Source organism: Tropicimonas sp. TH_r6 (assembly GCF_033101155.1).
In the GTDB taxonomy this organism is placed as follows: Bacteria; Pseudomonadota; Alphaproteobacteria; order Rhodobacterales; family Rhodobacteraceae; genus Tropicimonas.
In genome coordinates this window covers 76,438-92,650 of record NZ_JAWMPX010000001.1, presented here as the reverse complement: position 1 = coordinate 92,650, position 16,213 = coordinate 76,438, and the positions used below count along the sequence as shown (strand labels likewise).

Here is a 16,213-nt window from a genome sequence, read left to right as displayed (position 1 = left end):
GTTGGAGCGGGTCGGGAAATTGAAGCGCGGATCATGGCGTGCCATTCGCGGCGGACCACATGGCCAGCGCCACCACACCCAGCATGGAGAGTGCCATGGCGATGTTGATCCGGTGTTGCGTGCGTTCGGAAAGGTCGAGTCGGTGTAACGATGCGCCGGCCCAGAGCCAGATCAGGTGGATCGGAATCCAGATCGCATTGAGGATCAGCACCTTGCTCGCAATCTCGAAGACCGGAGCATCGGGGGCGTAGCCGAAGCCGGTCATCAGCGAAGTGTTGACGGCATAGGCCTTGGGATTGATCGCCTGCAGCATCATACCGCCGGGGATACCGGGCGGTTCTCGGGCCTCGATGAAAGCAATCTTTGCGCCGGCAAGCGCGATCCGGGCCGCCAGGAAGACGAGGTAACCAACCGAGGCCAGCATCAACACGGTGCGCAACCACGGGATCGAGAGCAGGATCGCCGCGAGGCCGGAAACCACGGCAAACAGGACCATGTTGGAGCCGAGAAACAGCCCCAGCACGTAGCGCAGGGAGGGGCGGAACCCGTAGGCGGCGCCGAAGCCGGCCGTGGTCATCACGCCCGGGCCCGGGGTAAGGATCAGCAGGATTACCGCTGCTGCGAAAGTCAGCATGTTCGCGCTCCCCGTGATCGCATCACTGAGCGCCTGCCCGTGTCTGGGCTGTCATCATCTGGATGTTCCTCCTCCGAGCCCGGGAACCCTCTCCCTCGGGCCGGTATACCACCGCGATCCAGACCCGATTGCCCCGGCTTGTCAACCGGGGGCGACAAAAAGGCAGAGGCAATACAGCTTATGCACTCAGGGGCGCGGGCTGCTGTCAGATCGCGGCCGCGCAGCGTGCCAGAATGTCTAGATAGCCTTCGACATTCCAGGCAGAGCGACCGATGAAAAGCCCGTCGATATGGGGGCAGTTGATCAGTTCCTCGCAATTTCCCGGATTGACCGAACCGCCATAGAGGCAAGGTATGCGGCGCCCAAGCACGTCCTGCGCGACCGCCGAGATCTCGGCCTGCCGCGCATCTGCATAGTCCGAGCTCGCCGGAATGCCGTTGGCGCCGATGGCCCAGACAGGCTCATAGGCCAGCAATACTGGCGCATTCAATGCGTCGCCTTCGAGCCCGGCAAGCGCGCCGCGCACCTCGGCTTCCAGCACTTCCTGTGCCCGGCCGGCTTCGCGCTCTTCAAGCGTTTCACCAATGCAGAGAAGCGGGATCATCCCATGACGCACCGCAGCCGCGACCTTGAGCCCGGTGGTTCCGATGGTTTCGCCGAAATTGTGCCGGCGTTCGGAATGGCCGATCTCGACGAGGTCAAGATTGCAGTCCTTGAGCATCAGGGGAGAGATTTCGCCCGTCCAGGCACCGTCATCTTCCCAATGCATATTTTGCGCGCCGACACGAACCGAGGTCTCACTCAGGATGTCCTTGACCTGCCGGACAGCCGTGAAGGGCGGCACGACGAAACGCTGGATCCGGCTGTCCCGCCCGCCATCTGCGGCCGCGAGAGCCTCGGCGAAGTGGCAGGCCTCGGCCAGCGTCTTGTTCATCTTCCAGCTTGTTCCGACCCAGATTGAAGGCAGCTCGGTCATTCCTCTTGATCCTTTGCGATATTGAGGGTGATGCCGGCGTCGCGGAGTTCCTCAAGCGAAGGCGCCTTCGGCGGGGCATCGGTCACGATTGCGTCGAAGTCACGCAGATCCGCCATGGCGTGCAGGGCGGAATGGCCGAAGCGCTGATGTCCGACCAGGAGGCATTTGCGCTCCGAGACCTTCATCATTGCCTGCTTGGCGCGCACGACGGTGTCGTCCATGTGATAGCTCGTGGTCTTCGATACGGCAGGGGCCGAGATAAAGGCGATATCAGCCCGCAGCCGGAACAGGCTCTCTTCGGTCACCAGTCCGAAGAAGCCATTATATTTGGGCGAGTAGGTCCCGCCGAGGCCGATCAGGGTCACGCCGCGCTCGTTGCGCAGCGCTTCCATGACAGCGAAATTGTTGGTGATCACGGTGATCGGGCGCGCCTCGACCAGCATCGCGCCGAGCACCGCCGCCATCGAGCCGTCATTGACGATCACGGTGGAGCCCGGTTCGACCAGCTCCAGCGCAGCGCGGGCGATGCGGCGTTTCACCTCGCTGCCTTGACGCTCCCGGAACCGGAAGTCGCTCTCGAACTGGGTGCCGGGCTCGATCGTCGCACCACCGCGCATCTTGCGGAGAATTCCGGCCTGCTCAAGATCGTCGAGATCCCTGTGAATCGTCATCTTGGAGACGGAAAAACGCTCCGCAAGCGCTTCGAGCACGACAGATCCGTCGCGCACAAGCATGTCCATGATCTCCTGTCGGCGGGCGTCTCTTTTCACGATTGTCACATCCTTTTGTGAAATTGTAGCATGAGAAATCACAAAAACAACATTTCATAACGTAGATTTGTTGATTTTGCTCAGGTTGGAGCCTATGGTTTCCGCCAAATCGGGTCCTGCCCATGTCGCGATTCCCGGTCGTCCGGGCTGGCGGATGAGAGGGCAGGCCCGTCGTGACAGACTGCCGGCCAAGGGTGCGGCGGCAACATGCAGGAGGAGCAAGACCTTGGACGCAATGGATCATCCCACCAAGAAGCTGATGAACGCCCCGGAAGACATCATTCCGGAGATGGTCGAGGGCATGCTCGCTGCGCATCCCGACATGCTGAAGCTCGAAGGCGAAACCGGTCGTGCCGTCGTTGCCGTGGACGGGCCGCGCGACGGCAAGGTCGGCATCGTGATTGGCGGCGGCTCGGGCCATGAACCCGCCTTTGCCGGCTATGTCGGTCGCGGGCTGGCCGATGCCGCAGCGGTTGGCAATGTCTTCGCCTCGCCTTCGCCGCAGCAGGTCAAGGAAGCCGCGATGGCGGCGGATGGCGGAGCCGGCGTGATGCTGCTCTATGGCAACTACACCGGCGACGTTCTGAATTTCGACATGGCCGCCGAGGAATGTGCCGATCTGGGCATCGAGGCGCGTTCGGTCCAGGTGATCGACGATGTTGCCTCCGCGCCGAAAGAACGCGCCCATGAGCGCCGCGGGATCGCCGGCGATTTCTTCGTGTTCAAAATCGCAGGTGCGGCAGCTGATCTCGGCCGCTCGTTGGACGAGGTTGAAGCCGCTGCGAAGCAAGCCAATGCCGCGACGCTGTCGATGGGTGTCGCCCTGTCGGCCTGCTCGATGCCGCAGACCCTGAAGCCGAATTTCGAGATCGGTCCGGACGAGATGGAAATCGGCATGGGCATCCATGGCGAGCCGGGCATGCGCCGCGCCAAGGTCGGTACGGCCGACAAAGTCACAGACGAGTTGATGAGCCTGATTCTCGGCGAGATGGAACTCGGTGCTGGCAGCGAGGTTGCTGTGCTGGTCAACGGTCTCGGCTCGACCGGGCTGATGGAACTTTATCTCATCAACCGCCGGGTGGCGCAGATCCTTGGCGACAAGGGTGTGAAGATCCATAACACCTGGGTCGGGGAATACTGCACGTCAATGGAGATGGCCGGCGCCTCGGTCACGCTTCTGAAGCTCGACGCGGATCTCAAGACCCTCCTTGACCATCCCTGCCGCACACCCGCGTTGACGGTGGGCTCCGCACCCAAGCCGGTCAAGGGCGCTGTTCGGACGAAGCGGAGCTACGACGATGCGGCGCGTGCCGATGCCGTCGACAGCGCATCTCTGGCGACGGATGGTTCCCTGACACCGGAAGCCTTCCGTACGATGATGTATGCGGCAGGCGCCGCGATTGCGCGAGATCGGGACATGCTCAGCGAGTTGGACGGCGTGATCGGCGATGGAGATCACGGTGTGACGATGGATATCGGCTGGACCGCCGTAATCAAGGCGCTGGATGCGGCGCCAGCGGAAGACACGATCAGCCAGACCTGCACCAAGATGGCCAAGGCTTTCCTTGATGCGGTCGGTGCGTCCTCCGGGCCTCTCTATGCTGGTGCCTTCAACACTGGCGGCAAGGCGGTCAGCGACCGGTTGAATCTCGATGCAACCGCAGCGGCGGCCTGGGTCGAGGGGATGCTGAAGGGCATCCTTGGGCGCGGTGGTGCAAATCCGGGCGACAAGACGATGATCGATGCCTGGATGCCGGCTGCGGAGGCTGCGAAACAGGCTGCCGAGGCCGGCGCTGATACGCTTGATGTGATGCAGGCGGCAACGGATGGTGCTCGCGATGGTGCCCAGGCGACGAAAGACATGGAGAGCCGCCGCGGACGTTCGAAGAAGCTCGGTGCCCGGTCCGTCGGCCATATCGATCCCGGTGCAGCCTCGGCCCATGTCATGCTCGAAGCCATGACCGAAGCTCTGCGGAACGCGCTCTGAGCGCAGTAATCCTCCGGGACGTGTGCGCGCCGTGCGTCCCGGGAGAAAAATCTGAAATGATGAGGCGGCCGCTGACCCGGACGTTTCGAGAGCCGGTCCTTTACGGGGCCGGCTGTTCAGTTTCTCTGCGCAGGATCTCCTGGTTGGCCTTTGCCTTCAGGAGGTGCCAGGTCAGCGCGGCGGCCGAGCGCTCCGCATCCCGAGCGCAGAGGGCTTCGAGGATTTCCTTGTGTTCGGCCATGACCACATCCCGCCAGCGGGTCTGACGCGAGGAGTTGAAGCGGGCACGAAACAGGGCCGCGTTATATTGCCGATGCGTGTCTGCCAGCGCGGAGTTTCCGGCGCCGCTGACGATGGCGGAGTGGAACTGCATATCCGTTCGGAAAAATTCCAACGGGTCGCCACTATCCGCGATCTGTCCAAGCCGGGTTTGAATGGCGGTCACTTCTGCGAGTTGTTCCGCGCTTGCCCGCTCGACGAACAACCTGCCTGCCAATGATTCCAGAACCGCCTGAACGTCAAAGAGATCGTCGATATAATCAGGCGAGGGGTCGGCGACCTGTGGACGGCGATTTGGAAGCACGTCGATGAGTCGCTCTGCGGCCAGCTTGCGGATCGCTTCCCGCAGCGGCGTGCGGGAGATCCGCAACCGTTCGGACAATTCGCGCTCGGATAGGGTCTGGCCCGGCGGCAGGCGGCCGACGAGAATCAATTCCCTGAGTCGTTCTGCGGCAATTTCGGCCAGCGAAACGCGCTCGACGCCAAGATCATCGTCCAGATCGGCAAGCCCAGTCTTCTTCATCGGCTTTTCCTCTTCCTTGCCCGCATTTTAGGATGCTGTGCCGAAATGGGAATGGACTGAGCCAAAGATTATGAATTTTTTTGAAAGGTGTTTGGTATACAATTTTACCATTGCGTGACGTGAAGTATGGTGCAATGGTCTCGGGGACGGTTGAGACACGGCTTCTGCATGGACCGATTCCATGCACAGACGGCAACCGTCAGAGAGAGGAGACTTTGGCGGGGAGGACCGGTCGGGAGGACCAGGGTTCGGCATCCGCTGCGCGCACTGGCAGTTCGCAGAGTGCGCAGGCCAATGCCGATACATGACACCGAGACCTGGGATGATGTGAGTCCGGGCAGGCAATTCCTGCGGGACCGTCAATCCAAGGCCCGATGACCTCCGACACATCCCGCTCGCCAGATTCGCCGCCTTCACAAAGGTCATGACGCCCGAGGGCGCCGAAAGGAGACGACAGATGAAAGTATTGATCATCGGCGCGGCCGGCATGGTCGGACGGAAGATCGTGGACCGTATCGCCAAGGAGCCTGAGGTTCTCGGTGGACCGATCGAGAGCATGGCGCTTGTCGACGTGTTCTTGCCGGAAGCTCCGGCCGCGCTGGCTGACGTCGCCAAATGCGGCACTGTCGACCTCGCCAAACCGGGCGTGGCGGAGACGCTTGTCGCCGACCGTCCCGACCTGATCATCCATCTGGCTGCAATCGTTTCCGGTCAGGCCGAAGCGGATTTCGACCTCGGTTACGCCGTAAATCTCGACGGCACACGTTGGCTCTTTGATGCGATCCGGGCCGAGGGCCTGAAGGAACCCTATTGCCCGCGCATGGTTTTCGCCTCTTCCATCGCTGTCTTTGGCGCGCCTTTCCCGGAGAGTATCCCGGACGATTTCTTCACCACGCCCCTCACCAGCTACGGAACGCAGAAGGCGATCTCCGAATTGCTGCTCGCGGACTATACCCGCCGCGGTATCTTCGACGGTGTTGGCATCCGCCTGCCGACGATCTGCATCCGCCCGGGCAAGCCCAATGCGGCGGCGTCCGGCTTCTTTTCCAACATCCTGCGTGAGCCGCTTTCCGGACAGGAAGCCGTGCTGCCGGTGGATGAAGATGTCCGTCACTGGTTCGCTTCCCCGCGCGCCGCGGTCGGTTTCTTCACCCATGCCGCCACGATGGATACATCGCTGATCGGTCCGCGCCGCAACCTGATGATGCCGGGCATCTCGGCCACGGTTGGCGAAGAGATCGCCGCCCTGGAGCGGGTTGCCGGTCCGAAGGTGACCGCTCTCATCAAGCGTGAGGCGGATCCGACGATCCAGGGCATTGTTGCCGGCTGGGCCCGTCGCTTCGATGCGACCCGCGCCACCGAGCTTGGTTTCACTGCGGAAAAAGAGTTCGACGAAATCATCCGCATCCACATCGAAGACGAACTTGACGGAAAGATCGGAGCCTGAGGCCATGTCGAAATACAGATGGACCCGCGAAAACTGGCCGATTGCCTGCGCGATGATCCCCTTCCCGGGGGTGGCTGCCGATGGCACGGTCGTACAGGACGCGCCGGCCGAGCACTGGGCCGAGACGCTTGCTTTGATCACCAATGAGGGCTTCACAGAGCTGGATCCGACAGATTCCTGGCTCCGTGTTGCGGACCTTGAAGCGTCGCGCCGCAACGAGTTCATGGCCGTGGTGAAAGAGGCCGGGCTGACCATCCCGGCGATCTCCACCTCGCGAAAGAGCCCGATCGACCCCGAGAGGGGCGATGACAACCTCGCCTATTGCCACAAGGTGATCGAAACGGCAGCGGAAATCGGAGCCGAGTCGGTGACCTTCGGCCTCTTCGGAGACCTGACCGACGCGCAGAAGAAGGCGCTCTGGTTCTGGACGGTCGATGGAGTGAAGAATCCGGACGATCCTGCGATCTACAACAAGGCCGTCGAGCGCATCCGGGAGCTTGGCAAGCACGCGGCCGAGATGAATATCGAAGTCTCGCTGGAGATGTATGAAGACACCTATATTGGCACGGCCGACGGCGCGGTGAAATTCACCCAGGATGTCGATCTGCCGAATGTCGGAATCAATGCCGATATCGGCAACCTGATCCGGTTGCACCGCGATGTCGAGCATTGGCAGGACATGATGGCCAAGATCGCGCCGTTCCTCAAATACTGGCATGTGAAGAATTACATGCGTGTCGAGGACCCGATTTCCGGCGCCTTCGCTACCCACCCTGCGCCGCTCGATTCGGGCATCATCAACTACCGCGCAGCCATCGCGCTGGCGCTGAGCTACGGCTTCAAGAGCGCATTCCTGTGCGAGCATTACGGCGGCGACGGCCTCTCCGTCTGTGGTGCGAACAGGCGCAGCCTGAGGCGGATTCTTCCGGCAGCTTGATCTCATTCCTCCCAAGCTGACAGGCCGGCGCATCGGGTTTCCCGCTGCGCCGGCTTCGTTTTGTGGGGCCTTGAAACATTGGGGAAACCACGCTCCGAGCAGCGGTTTTCATCCTCCAGAAGTGGCTGCGGGCAGGAAACAAGGTGGCGACTGCGCCTTGCCTTGCCCAGCTTTGGTCGTTGTGTGAAGGCCAACCGTTTGTTCCAAAGATCAACACTTTGGGCAAGGACGCAGCCAATGGTGACCGGTGATGACGGGCAGTGATTCGATTGATTCGTTGCTGCGAAAACAAACCTGTCCGGCCCGTCCTTGTTTTGCACAAAAAATAGGCATTTTCGCGAAGCCCTTCGTTGAATTGTCGAAGGCGAAACCTTCCGAAACCGGTATCAGCACCAGATTAGACTGCGCGAAACGTCGCGCTCACTTTTGGACAGTTCGTGTCCCGAAGCGGCCTAAAGCGCTGAATCCTATATTCCTGCAATGTTATTTCAGCCAATTCGGTGCATCTTGCCCAGTGTTGGCCCTGAAATGTGCGGAGCACTCTTGAATTTTGAGTCAACGCACCCGTTGATCAAAGAAACACGCTTAGCTAGCATAACGGTGGATGGTATACCATTCACTGTCTGGCTGAGATCAGGCGAACATAATCAGGCGAAAGAGGATCGCCTGGGAGGAGAAAGAGACTATGAACTACAAATCCGCAATCGTTACCGGCATTGCCGGTGCGCTTCTGGCCACCACTGCAATGGCCGACCCGGTAAATCTTCGGATTCAGACGCACTACGCCTCCGAGCACCCGACCGGCAAGTTCTACGCCCAATTCAAGGACGACGTGGAAACGATGTCCGGCGGCGACATCACCTTCGAAATCTTCTACTCGTCTTCGGTTGTTGCCACGACCGAGACCTTCGACGCCGCAATCAACGGCATCGTCGACTGTGACGGAACCGGCGGCGCCTACCAGACCGGCAAGAACCCGGCCTTCCAGTTCGTCGGCGACATGATGGGCGGCTACCAGACGCCTTGGCAGCGTTACATGTGGCTCTACTACGGCGACGGCAAAGCGACCGCCAACGAACTCTATAACGAGCATGGCATGGAGCTGATCGGCTGGCAGATCTACGGCCAGGAATCGCTTTCCTCCTCGAAGCCGATTTCCGGCGTTGCCGATCTCGAAGGCTGGAAATTCCGTTCGCCCCCGGGCATGGAGACCGAGATCTTCCAGAAGCTCGGCGCCTCGCCGATCGTGATGGACTTCACCGAGATCTTCACAGCGCTTGAAACCGGCATCATTGACGGCGCCGACGCCTCCGGCCTCAACAACAACGTCGGCCTCGGCCTCTACGAGATCGTGAAGCACGCGAACTATCCGGGGTTCCACTCGATGCCGGCTGACCACTTCGCCTGTAACAAGGACGTCTGGGACGGCCTGACCGAGCAGCAGCAGCGCATCATCGACACCGCTTGGCAGAAGCTCGCCTTCCAGCTGTCGCTGTTCAACGACAAGGCCAATGCCGAAGCCGCGACCAAGCTCGCTGCCGAAGGCGTGACCCTCTACGAATGGTCTGCAGAAGACATCGCGGCCTACAACGCCGCTGCTGTCGAGGCCTGGGACGACTGGGGCACACGTACGCCGGAAGCCGGCGCGATCCTGGAAGCCAACAAGACCTTCCTGCGCGAACTCGGCCTGATCGAGTAATCTGATCTGACAAACTGTCCGCTTCTACGGACAGAACCAGAGTGAGCCCCTTGACGGGGCTCACCACTTCAAAAATCCCTTAACAATCAACCGTCCTGGAGGAGGAGCATGGAATCCGAAAGTCTCTGGCTCGGACCAATGCGCAAGCCTGTCCGGCTCATAATGCTGGCCTTCGTCGGGGTTACGGCCCTGATTTATGCCTGGCTGGTATTCAACAAGATCTTCGTGACCGACGCGATCGGAATGCACGAGATGATCCGACCGGCTGAAGGCGGTCCGATTGTAACCATCATGCTATACGCGATCCTGGGATCGCTTCTTTTCGCCGGGCTTTACCTGTCGGATTTCAAAGGTGACATCGAACCGGAGCCGGATGGCTTCTTCGACATCTTCTCGCTGGTCACGTCCAGGATCTGCATGATCATGGTCGCCCTGATCGTGCTGGTGATGTTCTACGAGGTTATCTCGCGCTACGTCTTCTCGCGCCCGACCCTCTGGGCCAACGAGCTCTCGCTCTGGATCGCCTCGTTCGTGTTCCTGCTTGCAGGGCTCTACGCGATGCAGCAGCGCAGTCATATCCGGATCTACGTGATCTACGACATGATGCCCCGCTGGATGCAGAAGGCCTCGGACGCATTGTCGACGTTCCTGATCGTCTTCTTCACCTTCTCGCTGGTGTGGGGCGGTTACAATGACGCCAAGACCCGGGCCCTCCGGATGGAAACCTTCGGCACCGCCTGGGATCCACCGCTTCCGGGTACGGTCAAGGCTGCAATCCTGATAGTCATCATTCTCGTTACCATCCAGGCGATCTCGAACCTGATTGCTGACTGGAACAAGCTTCCCGAACACCACAGCGGAGCCGAGGTCGACGAGACCGAAATCGCGCATCTCCGCGAAACTCTGGAGAAGTGAGTTGGAATTCCTAGAACTACTCGCGTGGATGAAGGTCGATAGTATCGCCACGCTTTCAATTATCCTGCTGGCAGGCATGTTCTTCCTGCTTGCCATCGGGATGCCGCTGGGCTTCGCCTCGGCCTTCCTTGCGGTCGCTGTCCTGATCATGAAGTTCGGTCCCGAACTGCTTTACGGCAGTTTCGGCAGGGGACCACTCTCGGTTCTCGGGCAGGCAATCTACCGACAGATGACAAACTATGTCCTCATATCGGTGCCACTCTTCATATTCATGGCCTCGCTGCTGGAACGCTCCGGCATTGCCAAGGATATGTACAACTCCCTGAGCATGTGGCTCAGCCGTACCCGTGGCGGCATCGCCATCGTGACCTCGCTCATGGCCGTCCTCATGGCCGCCATGTCCGGGATCATCGGTGGGGAAGTTGTTCTGCTTGGTCTGATCGCCCTGCCGCAGATGTTGCGCCTAGGCTATAACCAGAACCTCGCCATCGGTACGATCTGTGCTTCCGGTTCGCTGGGGACCATGATCCCGCCCTCGATCGTCCTGATCATGTACGGCCTCGTCACCGAGACCTCGATCAAGTCGCTCTTCACGGCGGCCTTCCTGCCGGGCTTCATGCTGGCGTCGTTCTTCATCATCTACATCATCGCCACCACGCAGATCGACAAGACCAAGGCCCCGCTGCCGCCGGATGATCCGGATGCGCCGAGGGGGACGGAAAAGACCCTGATGTTCGTCGGCTTCCTATCGAAGTTCTTCATCTGGGCCGGCGGTGCGCTGATCGTGCGCAACCTGTTCCTGACCGTCACCAATCAGAACGCGGTTGAAGAAGGCGTCGACCCGATCGCCCTCGGGATGGTCTCGGACCTGCCCTACCTGATCGGCCTCGTGGTCATCTCCGCGGCTCTCATGTTCTTTGTCGTCGGCAAGGAGCGCTCGAAAGCTGGTTGGGAAATGGGCAAGGGCCTCGTCGCTCCTATCGTCGTCATCGGCGTTGTTCTCGGCTCCATCTACATGGGCATCACCGGGATCACCGAAGCTGCTGGCATGGGCGCAATCGCGGTCTTCGTCATCGGTACGATCCGGCGCGAGATGAGCTTCGAGATCGTCTGGGACAGCCTGATGCGGACGCTGAAATCCACCGGTACCATCCTCTGGGTGACCATCGGTGCCTCGGCGCTCGCAGCCGCTTACACGCTTGCTGGTGGCCCGACCTATGTCGCCAACATGATCGTGGCGGCGGACATGCCGACCATGAGCATCATCCTGGTCATGATGCTGATCTTCCTGATCATGGGCATGTTCATGGACTGGATCGGCATCGTGCTGCTGATCATGCCGGTCTTCCTGCCGATCGTGTCCAAGCTTCCGGTCGAGGAACTCGGCTTCCTCGGTCATCTGGATCCGCAACATGTGGCGATCTGGTTTGGCGTGCTGTTCTGTATGAACATGCAGGTGAGCTTCCTGTCGCCGCCCTTCGGTCCGGCTGCCTTCTACCTGAAGTCGGTTGCCCCGTCGCATATCACGCTGATCGACATCTTCCGCGGCTTCCTGCCCTTCATCTTGCTGCAGCTGCTTGCGCTGACCGTGATGTTGACCTGGCCGCAGATCGTGACAGTGTTCCTGTAGCGGGACGCAAATTCAAAAGGCCGGGGCGGATCTTCCGCCCCGGCCGCCTTGTCGCTTTCGGCTGCGACCGGCCAGTACGGCCCAGCCAGCAGAATGGGACCCAAAACACAGTGACATTCCCAAGACACCGCAACGACCTCGTCGTTGGTCTCACAACGCTGCCGCATCGACGGCAGCTTTGGCATGCGAGCGACAGGTGAGTTCCGTCCGTCCCAGGGAGGAGCGCACCGCCGCAGGAATTGCGGCCATGGCGTTTGCGGTGGCCTTCTACACCTGTATCGACAGTTCGGCGAAGTGGCTCAACCTCATCGGCATGCCGGTGATGCAGATCGTCTTCTTCCGCTATGCCGGCCATTTTGTCTATTCGCTGCTGCTCTACGTTCCGCAGGACGGACGTGACGCTTTCCGCTCCAACGCACCGCGACTCCAGCTCTTCCGCTCCTTCTTCCTGCTCGCCTCGACGATGCTCAACTTCATCGCGCTGAAATACCTGCCGTTGACGATCACCACGGCGGTCGCATTCGCCTCGCCGATCGTGGTGACGCTTCTGGGCATACCGCTCCTCGGCGAAAAGGTTGGTATCCGCCGGATCATTGCCGTCTTCGTCGGGTTCTCAGGCGTGCTGGTCGTGGTCCAGCCCTGGGGCGAAAGCTTCAACCCGGCGATCTTCTTCAGCCTGGCCTCGCTGCTCTCGGTCGCGCTCTATTTCATCATGACCCGGATGCTCGCCGGCGTGGAAACCAACGCCGTCCAGCAGATCTGGTCGAGCGGGCTCGCGACGCTCGTGTTGTTGCCCATCGTTCTCCGGGTCTGGGCGTGGCCGGACAGCCCGACGGTCTGGGCTGTCTGCATTGCCATTGGCGGTTTCGGCATGTTCGGCCATTCGATCACCGCGGTCGCCCATCGCTGGGCAGACGCCTCGGTGCTCGCGCCGATGATGTACCTGCAGATCTTCTATGCCAGCTTCGCCGGAATCATGCTCTTCAACACCTGGCCGACGGTCTGGACCCTGGTCGGCGGCGTGATCATCGCCGCCTCCGGTCTCTATATCTGGCACAGGACGAAGGCCGAAGCCCGCGAAGCCGCCCTGAGGGCTAGCCTCGGCCAATAAAGGGCATGGCCGTTGCCATCACGGTCATGAACTGGACATTCGCTTCCAGCGGCAACGACGCCATGTGCAGGACCGAGTTTGCCACGTTCTCGACGCCCATCATCGGTTCCGTCGCGATGGAGCCATCCGCTTGCGGCACGCCGCCCGCAGCGGTGCTGCCCATGTCGGTCGTGGCATTGCCGATGTCGATCTGGCCACAGGCGATGTTGAAAGGTCTGCCATCGAGGCTGATTGTCCGGGTCAGCCCGGTGATCGCGTGTTTCGAGGTGGTATAGGGCGTCGATCCCCAGCGGGGCACATAGGCGGAGATCGAGCCGTTATTGATGATCCGGCCGCCCTGCGGGTCCTGGTTGCGCATGATCCGGAAGGCCGCGCGGGCGACGAGGAAGGCGCCGGTCACGTTGATCTCGATGAGGTTCCGCCAGTCGGCGACGGAAAGCTCGTCGATAAGTGCCCCCTTCATGGCGACGCCGGCATTGTTGAAGACCGTGTCGAGCCGTCCCCAGCTCTTCGCGGCTGTGTCGAAACAGGCATCGACCGCCGCTTCGTCGGTCACGTCGCAGGGCAGGACCAGCGCATTTGCATGCGCGGCGGCCGTTTCCTCCAGCGGTGCGGCCCGGCGACCGACCAGCCCGACAGACCAGCCCGCATCCAGGAAGGCTTCCGCCGTGCTGCGACCGATTCCCGAGCCGGCGCCAGTGATGATGATGCTGTTCATGATGCGTCTCCTCCAGACTGTTGCACGGAGCGCTTCGGGCGCCGCGATCCGGTCGCGGTCATCTCCCGAAGGGTGCAAGAAAACTCTCTCCCGATAGAGGCATGACAGGCATGCCGGCCCAACGGCTCTTGAGCTACTCTCCCATGTGGTATACCAAATGCAAGTCTAAACTGCGACCGAGGGAGGCGACGTCGTGGGAGGGATTTCTCGCGCGGCTGCGCGCCGGCCCGACATCACGCAATGGCAGGCTTTCTGGCGCGGCTATCTCGATGCCGCACCCTTCATTCTGATCATCATTCCCTATTCCATGCTCTTCGGCGTCGTGGCGCGCGATGCCGGTCTCGACATACTGCAGACCGTCTCGATGAGCGTGGTGGTGATCGCCGGGGCGTCGCAATTTACCGCGCTGGCCCTGTTGCAGGACAACGCCCCGGTTCTGATTGCGTTGCTGGTCTCGCTGGCGGTCAACCTCCGAATGGCACTTTATTCGGCAGCGCTCGTGCCCCATCTCGGACATGCGCGGCTCGGGCTGCGCGCGCTGATGGCCTATCTCATGGTCGACCAGGCCTTCGCTGTCGCGCTGCGCACCTATGAGGACAACCCGCAAATGTCGAAGCCGGCCAAGGTGGCCTATTACTTCGGCTGCATGATGCTGGTCTGCCCTTTCTGGTATGGCGCAACCATAGCCGGTGCTGTGCTGGGCAAGGCGGTGCCGGCCTCCTGGTCCTTCGATTTCGCGGTGCCCGTCGCCTTCATCGCCATGCTTGCGCCGCTGCTGCGCTCGGGGCCGCATGTCATCGCCGCGCTGGTCTCGGGAGTCTCCGCGCTCGTGTTCGCGTGGGTTCCGTGGTCGCTCGGGCTGCTCATCGCGGCCATTCTCGGCATCCTTGCCGGCGCGCAGGCCGAACTCCATTTGCGCCGCAGGGTTGAGAGGGGGCTGGCATGATCTCAGATGCAACCTTCTGGGCCCTGACAATTGCTCTCGGAATCGGCACCTTCCTGATCCGCTTCTCCTTTCTTGGCTTCCTGGGCAGGCGCACACTGCCCGATTGGGCGATGTTGCATCTCAAATATGTTGGCGTCGCCGTTTTCCCCGCGCTCATCACCCCGCTGGCCGTCTGGCCCGCCGCGACCGGCGGCGCCACTGATCCGCTGCGCATCATCGCGGCGCTTGTGGCGCTGGCCGCCGGCCTGCGATTTGGCGTCATCTGGGCGATCATCGCCGGCATGGGTGCGCTCTACCTACTGCAGTTTCTCAACCACCTGATCTGAATCGGAACACCGCCATGATCGAATCCCCTCCAATCCTGACCATTCGCCGCAAGTTCCCGCGCCCGACGGCGGCCCAGATAGATGCCTTCCGAGGCGTGCCCACCGGCTTTGTCTGCGATGCCATGGGCGGGCAGGGGGCCATGTCTTCTTCGATCTGCGCCATTGGTGGCGGGCGTGATATCACCTGCCGGGCGGTCGGCACCGCAGTGGTGGCGGATAACGGCCCTGGCGATATCATCGCCTCGCTGGGCGCGCTGGAGATCGTCGAGCCCGGTGATATCGTCGTCGCCGCGATGCACGGCCACACCAATGCCGCCGCCGCCGGAGACCTCTTTTGCGGCATGATCAAGAACAAGGGCGCGATCGGCCTCGTGACCGACGGTGCGATGCGCGACTATGATGCGCTTGTCGAGCTTGGCCTGCCGATCTGGTGTTCTGGTCTCAACCCCAACTCGCCCAATGGGACCGGCCCAGGACGGGTTGGATTCGAAGCGGCCGTCGGCGACCGGACCGTCGCAAGCGGCGACCTTATCGTCGCCGATGAAAACGGTGTCGTTGTCGTGCCCTTTGCGCAGATCGATGTCGTGATCGCGGCTGTCGCTCACGTGAAGGAGTTGGAAGACGATCTCGAGGAGAAGATCAAGGAGGGCTTTGACAGCTTCCTGAATCTCGACGAGATGATCGCTGACGGAACCGCCGTCGTCGTCGACTGACCCGCCCATACACACAGAAAAAGCCCTCGGCGAAAGCGTCGAGGGCTTTTTTGTTTCCGCCGGAAGGACTGTGTCAGGCCTTGTTGTATTTCGCGTCGAGCTTGTTGATTGCTTCGACATTGGTCGCGGAGCGACCGGCTTCGTCGAAGGTCTCGACAAGGAATGTGTCGACGATCTTCTTGGCAAGCTCGAGGCCGATGCAGCGCGCGCCGAGCGTGATGACCTGCGCGTTGTTGGACAGCGCGGCGCGCTCGGCGGAGTAGCAGTCATGCAGATGCGCTGCTCGGATGCCCGGTACCTTGTTGGCCGAAATGCAGACTCCGATGCCGGTGCCGCAGACGAGGATCGCCTTGTCGAAGGTGCCGCTCGCAACGCCGCTGGCGACACGGTCCGCCATGTCGGCGTAGAAGGCCTCGGCGCCTTCGGGCGTCTCGGAGGCCTCGGTCACGTCGTAGCGATCCTTGAGATATTCGGCGAGATCGTGGGCCATGCCCTTGCCTGCGGAATCGCCGGCCACTGCGAGTTTCATCTCTTTTCCTTTCATCCTGCGCTCCAGGGTCTGGAGTTGCCGGAGTCGTAACATGTGAGGCCCAGTTTCTCAA

General features: G+C 61.3%; 16 protein-coding genes. 10 read left to right on the top strand and 6 right to left on the bottom strand.

Annotation, left to right across the window (positions count from 1 at the left end; translation table 11 throughout):
• Positions 1-31: 31 nt before the first annotated feature.
• The 3 genes from R3X27_RS00425 to R3X27_RS00415 form a co-directional block, all read right to left on the bottom strand.
• Complete coding sequence (locus R3X27_RS00425; RefSeq protein ID WP_317706834.1) at positions 32-634, bottom strand: LysE family translocator; 603 nt, start codon at positions 632-634, stop codon at positions 32-34.
• A 205-nt stretch (positions 635-839) separates the two neighbouring features.
• Complete coding sequence (locus tag R3X27_RS00420; RefSeq protein ID WP_317706833.1) at positions 840-1,610, bottom strand: triose-phosphate isomerase; 771 nt, start codon at positions 1,608-1,610, stop codon at positions 840-842.
• Positions 1,607-2,380 carry a DeoR/GlpR family DNA-binding transcription regulator gene (locus R3X27_RS00415; protein ID WP_317706832.1) on the bottom strand — a complete coding sequence of 258 codons (774 nt, stop codon included), beginning with the start codon at positions 2,378-2,380 and terminating at the stop codon, positions 1,607-1,609. Before R3X27_RS00415 ends, R3X27_RS00420 begins: the two co-directional genes overlap by 4 nt.
• A gap of 235 nt (positions 2,381-2,615) precedes the next feature.
• Between R3X27_RS00415 and dhaL the strand changes: the two genes are divergently transcribed.
• Entirely contained in the window at positions 2,616-4,367 is a 1,752-nt protein-coding gene (dhaL, locus tag R3X27_RS00410; protein WP_317706831.1) for a dihydroxyacetone kinase subunit DhaL, read from the top strand.
• Between the two features lie 100 nt (positions 4,368-4,467).
• On the opposite strand, the gene R3X27_RS00405 is transcribed toward dhaL, so the two are convergent.
• Positions 4,468-5,169 (bottom strand): GntR family transcriptional regulator, encoded by a 702-nt coding sequence (locus R3X27_RS00405; RefSeq protein ID WP_317706830.1) that lies wholly within the window; start codon positions 5,167-5,169, stop codon positions 4,468-4,470.
• Positions 5,170-5,626: 457 nt separating this feature from the next.
• Here R3X27_RS00405 and denD point away from each other — a divergent pair, with 457 nt between their 5' ends.
• From denD to R3X27_RS00375, 6 genes are all read left to right on the top strand, one after another.
• Positions 5,627-6,616 carry a D-erythronate dehydrogenase gene (gene denD, locus R3X27_RS00400; protein ID WP_317706829.1) on the top strand — a complete coding sequence of 330 codons (990 nt, stop codon included), beginning with the start codon at positions 5,627-5,629 and terminating at the stop codon, positions 6,614-6,616.
• Positions 6,617-6,620: 4 nt separating this feature from the next.
• Positions 6,621-7,553: a sugar phosphate isomerase/epimerase family protein gene (locus tag R3X27_RS00395; protein WP_317706828.1), complete on the top strand. Its 933-nt coding sequence runs from the start codon at positions 6,621-6,623 to the stop codon at positions 7,551-7,553.
• 685 nt (positions 7,554-8,238) lie between these two features.
• Entirely contained in the window at positions 8,239-9,252 is a 1,014-nt protein-coding gene (locus tag R3X27_RS00390; RefSeq protein WP_317706827.1) for a TRAP transporter substrate-binding protein, read from the top strand.
• Positions 9,253-9,360: 108 nt separating this feature from the next.
• Positions 9,361-10,167 carry a TRAP transporter small permease gene (locus R3X27_RS00385; protein ID WP_317706826.1) on the top strand — a complete coding sequence of 269 codons (807 nt, stop codon included), beginning with the start codon at positions 9,361-9,363 and terminating at the stop codon, positions 10,165-10,167.
• A gap of 28 nt (positions 10,168-10,195) precedes the next feature.
• On the top strand, positions 10,196-11,797 hold the full coding sequence (locus tag R3X27_RS00380; RefSeq protein ID WP_317707168.1) for a TRAP transporter large permease subunit: 1,602 nt from the start codon (positions 10,196-10,198) through the stop codon (positions 11,795-11,797).
• 247 nt (positions 11,798-12,044) lie between these two features.
• Positions 12,045-12,908: a DMT family transporter gene (locus R3X27_RS00375; protein ID WP_317706825.1), complete on the top strand. Its 864-nt coding sequence runs from the start codon at positions 12,045-12,047 to the stop codon at positions 12,906-12,908.
• Here R3X27_RS00375 and R3X27_RS00370 read toward each other — a convergent pair.
• A complete protein-coding gene (locus R3X27_RS00370) occupies positions 12,892-13,626 on the bottom strand; it encodes an SDR family oxidoreductase (RefSeq protein ID WP_317706824.1) in 735 nt (244 codons plus the stop codon). The two genes, R3X27_RS00375 and R3X27_RS00370, sit on opposite strands and share 17 nt — an antisense overlap.
• 193 nt (positions 13,627-13,819) lie before the next feature.
• Here R3X27_RS00370 and R3X27_RS00365 point away from each other — a divergent pair, with 193 nt between their 5' ends.
• Genes R3X27_RS00365 through R3X27_RS00355 form a run of 3 tightly spaced genes read left to right on the top strand, consistent with a single transcriptional unit; the run spans position 13,820 to position 15,611 of the window.
• Positions 13,820-14,572: an AzlC family ABC transporter permease gene (locus tag R3X27_RS00365; RefSeq protein WP_317706823.1), complete on the top strand. Its 753-nt coding sequence runs from the start codon at positions 13,820-13,822 to the stop codon at positions 14,570-14,572.
• The gene (locus R3X27_RS00360; protein WP_317706822.1) at positions 14,569-14,898 is read left to right on the top strand and encodes an AzlD domain-containing protein; all 330 of its coding nucleotides are present in this window, start codon (positions 14,569-14,571) and stop codon (positions 14,896-14,898) included. The genes R3X27_RS00365 and R3X27_RS00360 overlap by 4 nt, the downstream gene beginning before the upstream one ends.
• 14 nt (positions 14,899-14,912) lie before the next feature.
• Positions 14,913-15,611 carry an RraA family protein gene (locus R3X27_RS00355; RefSeq protein ID WP_317706821.1) on the top strand — a complete coding sequence of 233 codons (699 nt, stop codon included), beginning with the start codon at positions 14,913-14,915 and terminating at the stop codon, positions 15,609-15,611.
• 73 nt (positions 15,612-15,684) lie between these two features.
• Here the strand turns inward: R3X27_RS00355 and R3X27_RS00350 are convergent, their stop codons facing one another.
• Positions 15,685-16,140, bottom strand: coding sequence for an RpiB/LacA/LacB family sugar-phosphate isomerase (locus R3X27_RS00350; RefSeq protein WP_317706820.1), 456 nt, complete (start codon positions 16,138-16,140; stop codon positions 15,685-15,687).
• Positions 16,141-16,213 lie beyond the last annotated feature (73 nt).

What these genes read in the sequence shown, in the direction of transcription:
- R3X27_RS00425 (WP_317706834.1), bottom strand. Translation starts at nt 634, where the DNA reads ATGCTGACTTTCGCAGCAGCGGTAATCCTGCTGATCCTTACCCCGGGC.
- R3X27_RS00420 (WP_317706833.1), bottom strand. Translation starts at nt 1,610, where the DNA reads ATGACCGAGCTGCCTTCAATCTGGGTCGGAACAAGCTGGAAGATGAAC.
- dhaL (WP_317706831.1), top strand. Translation starts at nt 2,616, where the DNA reads ATGGATCATCCCACCAAGAAGCTGATGAACGCCCCGGAAGACATCATT.
- R3X27_RS00405 (WP_317706830.1), bottom strand. Translation starts at nt 5,169, where the DNA reads ATGAAGAAGACTGGGCTTGCCGATCTGGACGATGATCTTGGCGTCGAG.
- denD (WP_317706829.1), top strand. Translation starts at nt 5,627, where the DNA reads ATGAAAGTATTGATCATCGGCGCGGCCGGCATGGTCGGACGGAAGATC.
- R3X27_RS00395 (WP_317706828.1), top strand. Translation starts at nt 6,621, where the DNA reads ATGTCGAAATACAGATGGACCCGCGAAAACTGGCCGATTGCCTGCGCG.
- R3X27_RS00390 (WP_317706827.1), top strand. Translation starts at nt 8,239, where the DNA reads ATGAACTACAAATCCGCAATCGTTACCGGCATTGCCGGTGCGCTTCTG.
- R3X27_RS00385 (WP_317706826.1), top strand. Translation starts at nt 9,361, where the DNA reads ATGGAATCCGAAAGTCTCTGGCTCGGACCAATGCGCAAGCCTGTCCGG.
- R3X27_RS00380 (WP_317707168.1), top strand. Translation starts at nt 10,196, where the DNA reads ATGAAGGTCGATAGTATCGCCACGCTTTCAATTATCCTGCTGGCAGGC.
- R3X27_RS00375 (WP_317706825.1), top strand. Translation starts at nt 12,045, where the DNA reads ATGGCGTTTGCGGTGGCCTTCTACACCTGTATCGACAGTTCGGCGAAG.
- R3X27_RS00370 (WP_317706824.1), bottom strand. Translation starts at nt 13,626, where the DNA reads ATGAACAGCATCATCATCACTGGCGCCGGCTCGGGAATCGGTCGCAGC.
- R3X27_RS00360 (WP_317706822.1), top strand. Translation starts at nt 14,569, where the DNA reads ATGATCTCAGATGCAACCTTCTGGGCCCTGACAATTGCTCTCGGAATC.
- R3X27_RS00355 (WP_317706821.1), top strand. Translation starts at nt 14,913, where the DNA reads ATGATCGAATCCCCTCCAATCCTGACCATTCGCCGCAAGTTCCCGCGC.
- R3X27_RS00350 (WP_317706820.1), bottom strand. Translation starts at nt 16,140, where the DNA reads ATGAAACTCGCAGTGGCCGGCGATTCCGCAGGCAAGGGCATGGCCCAC.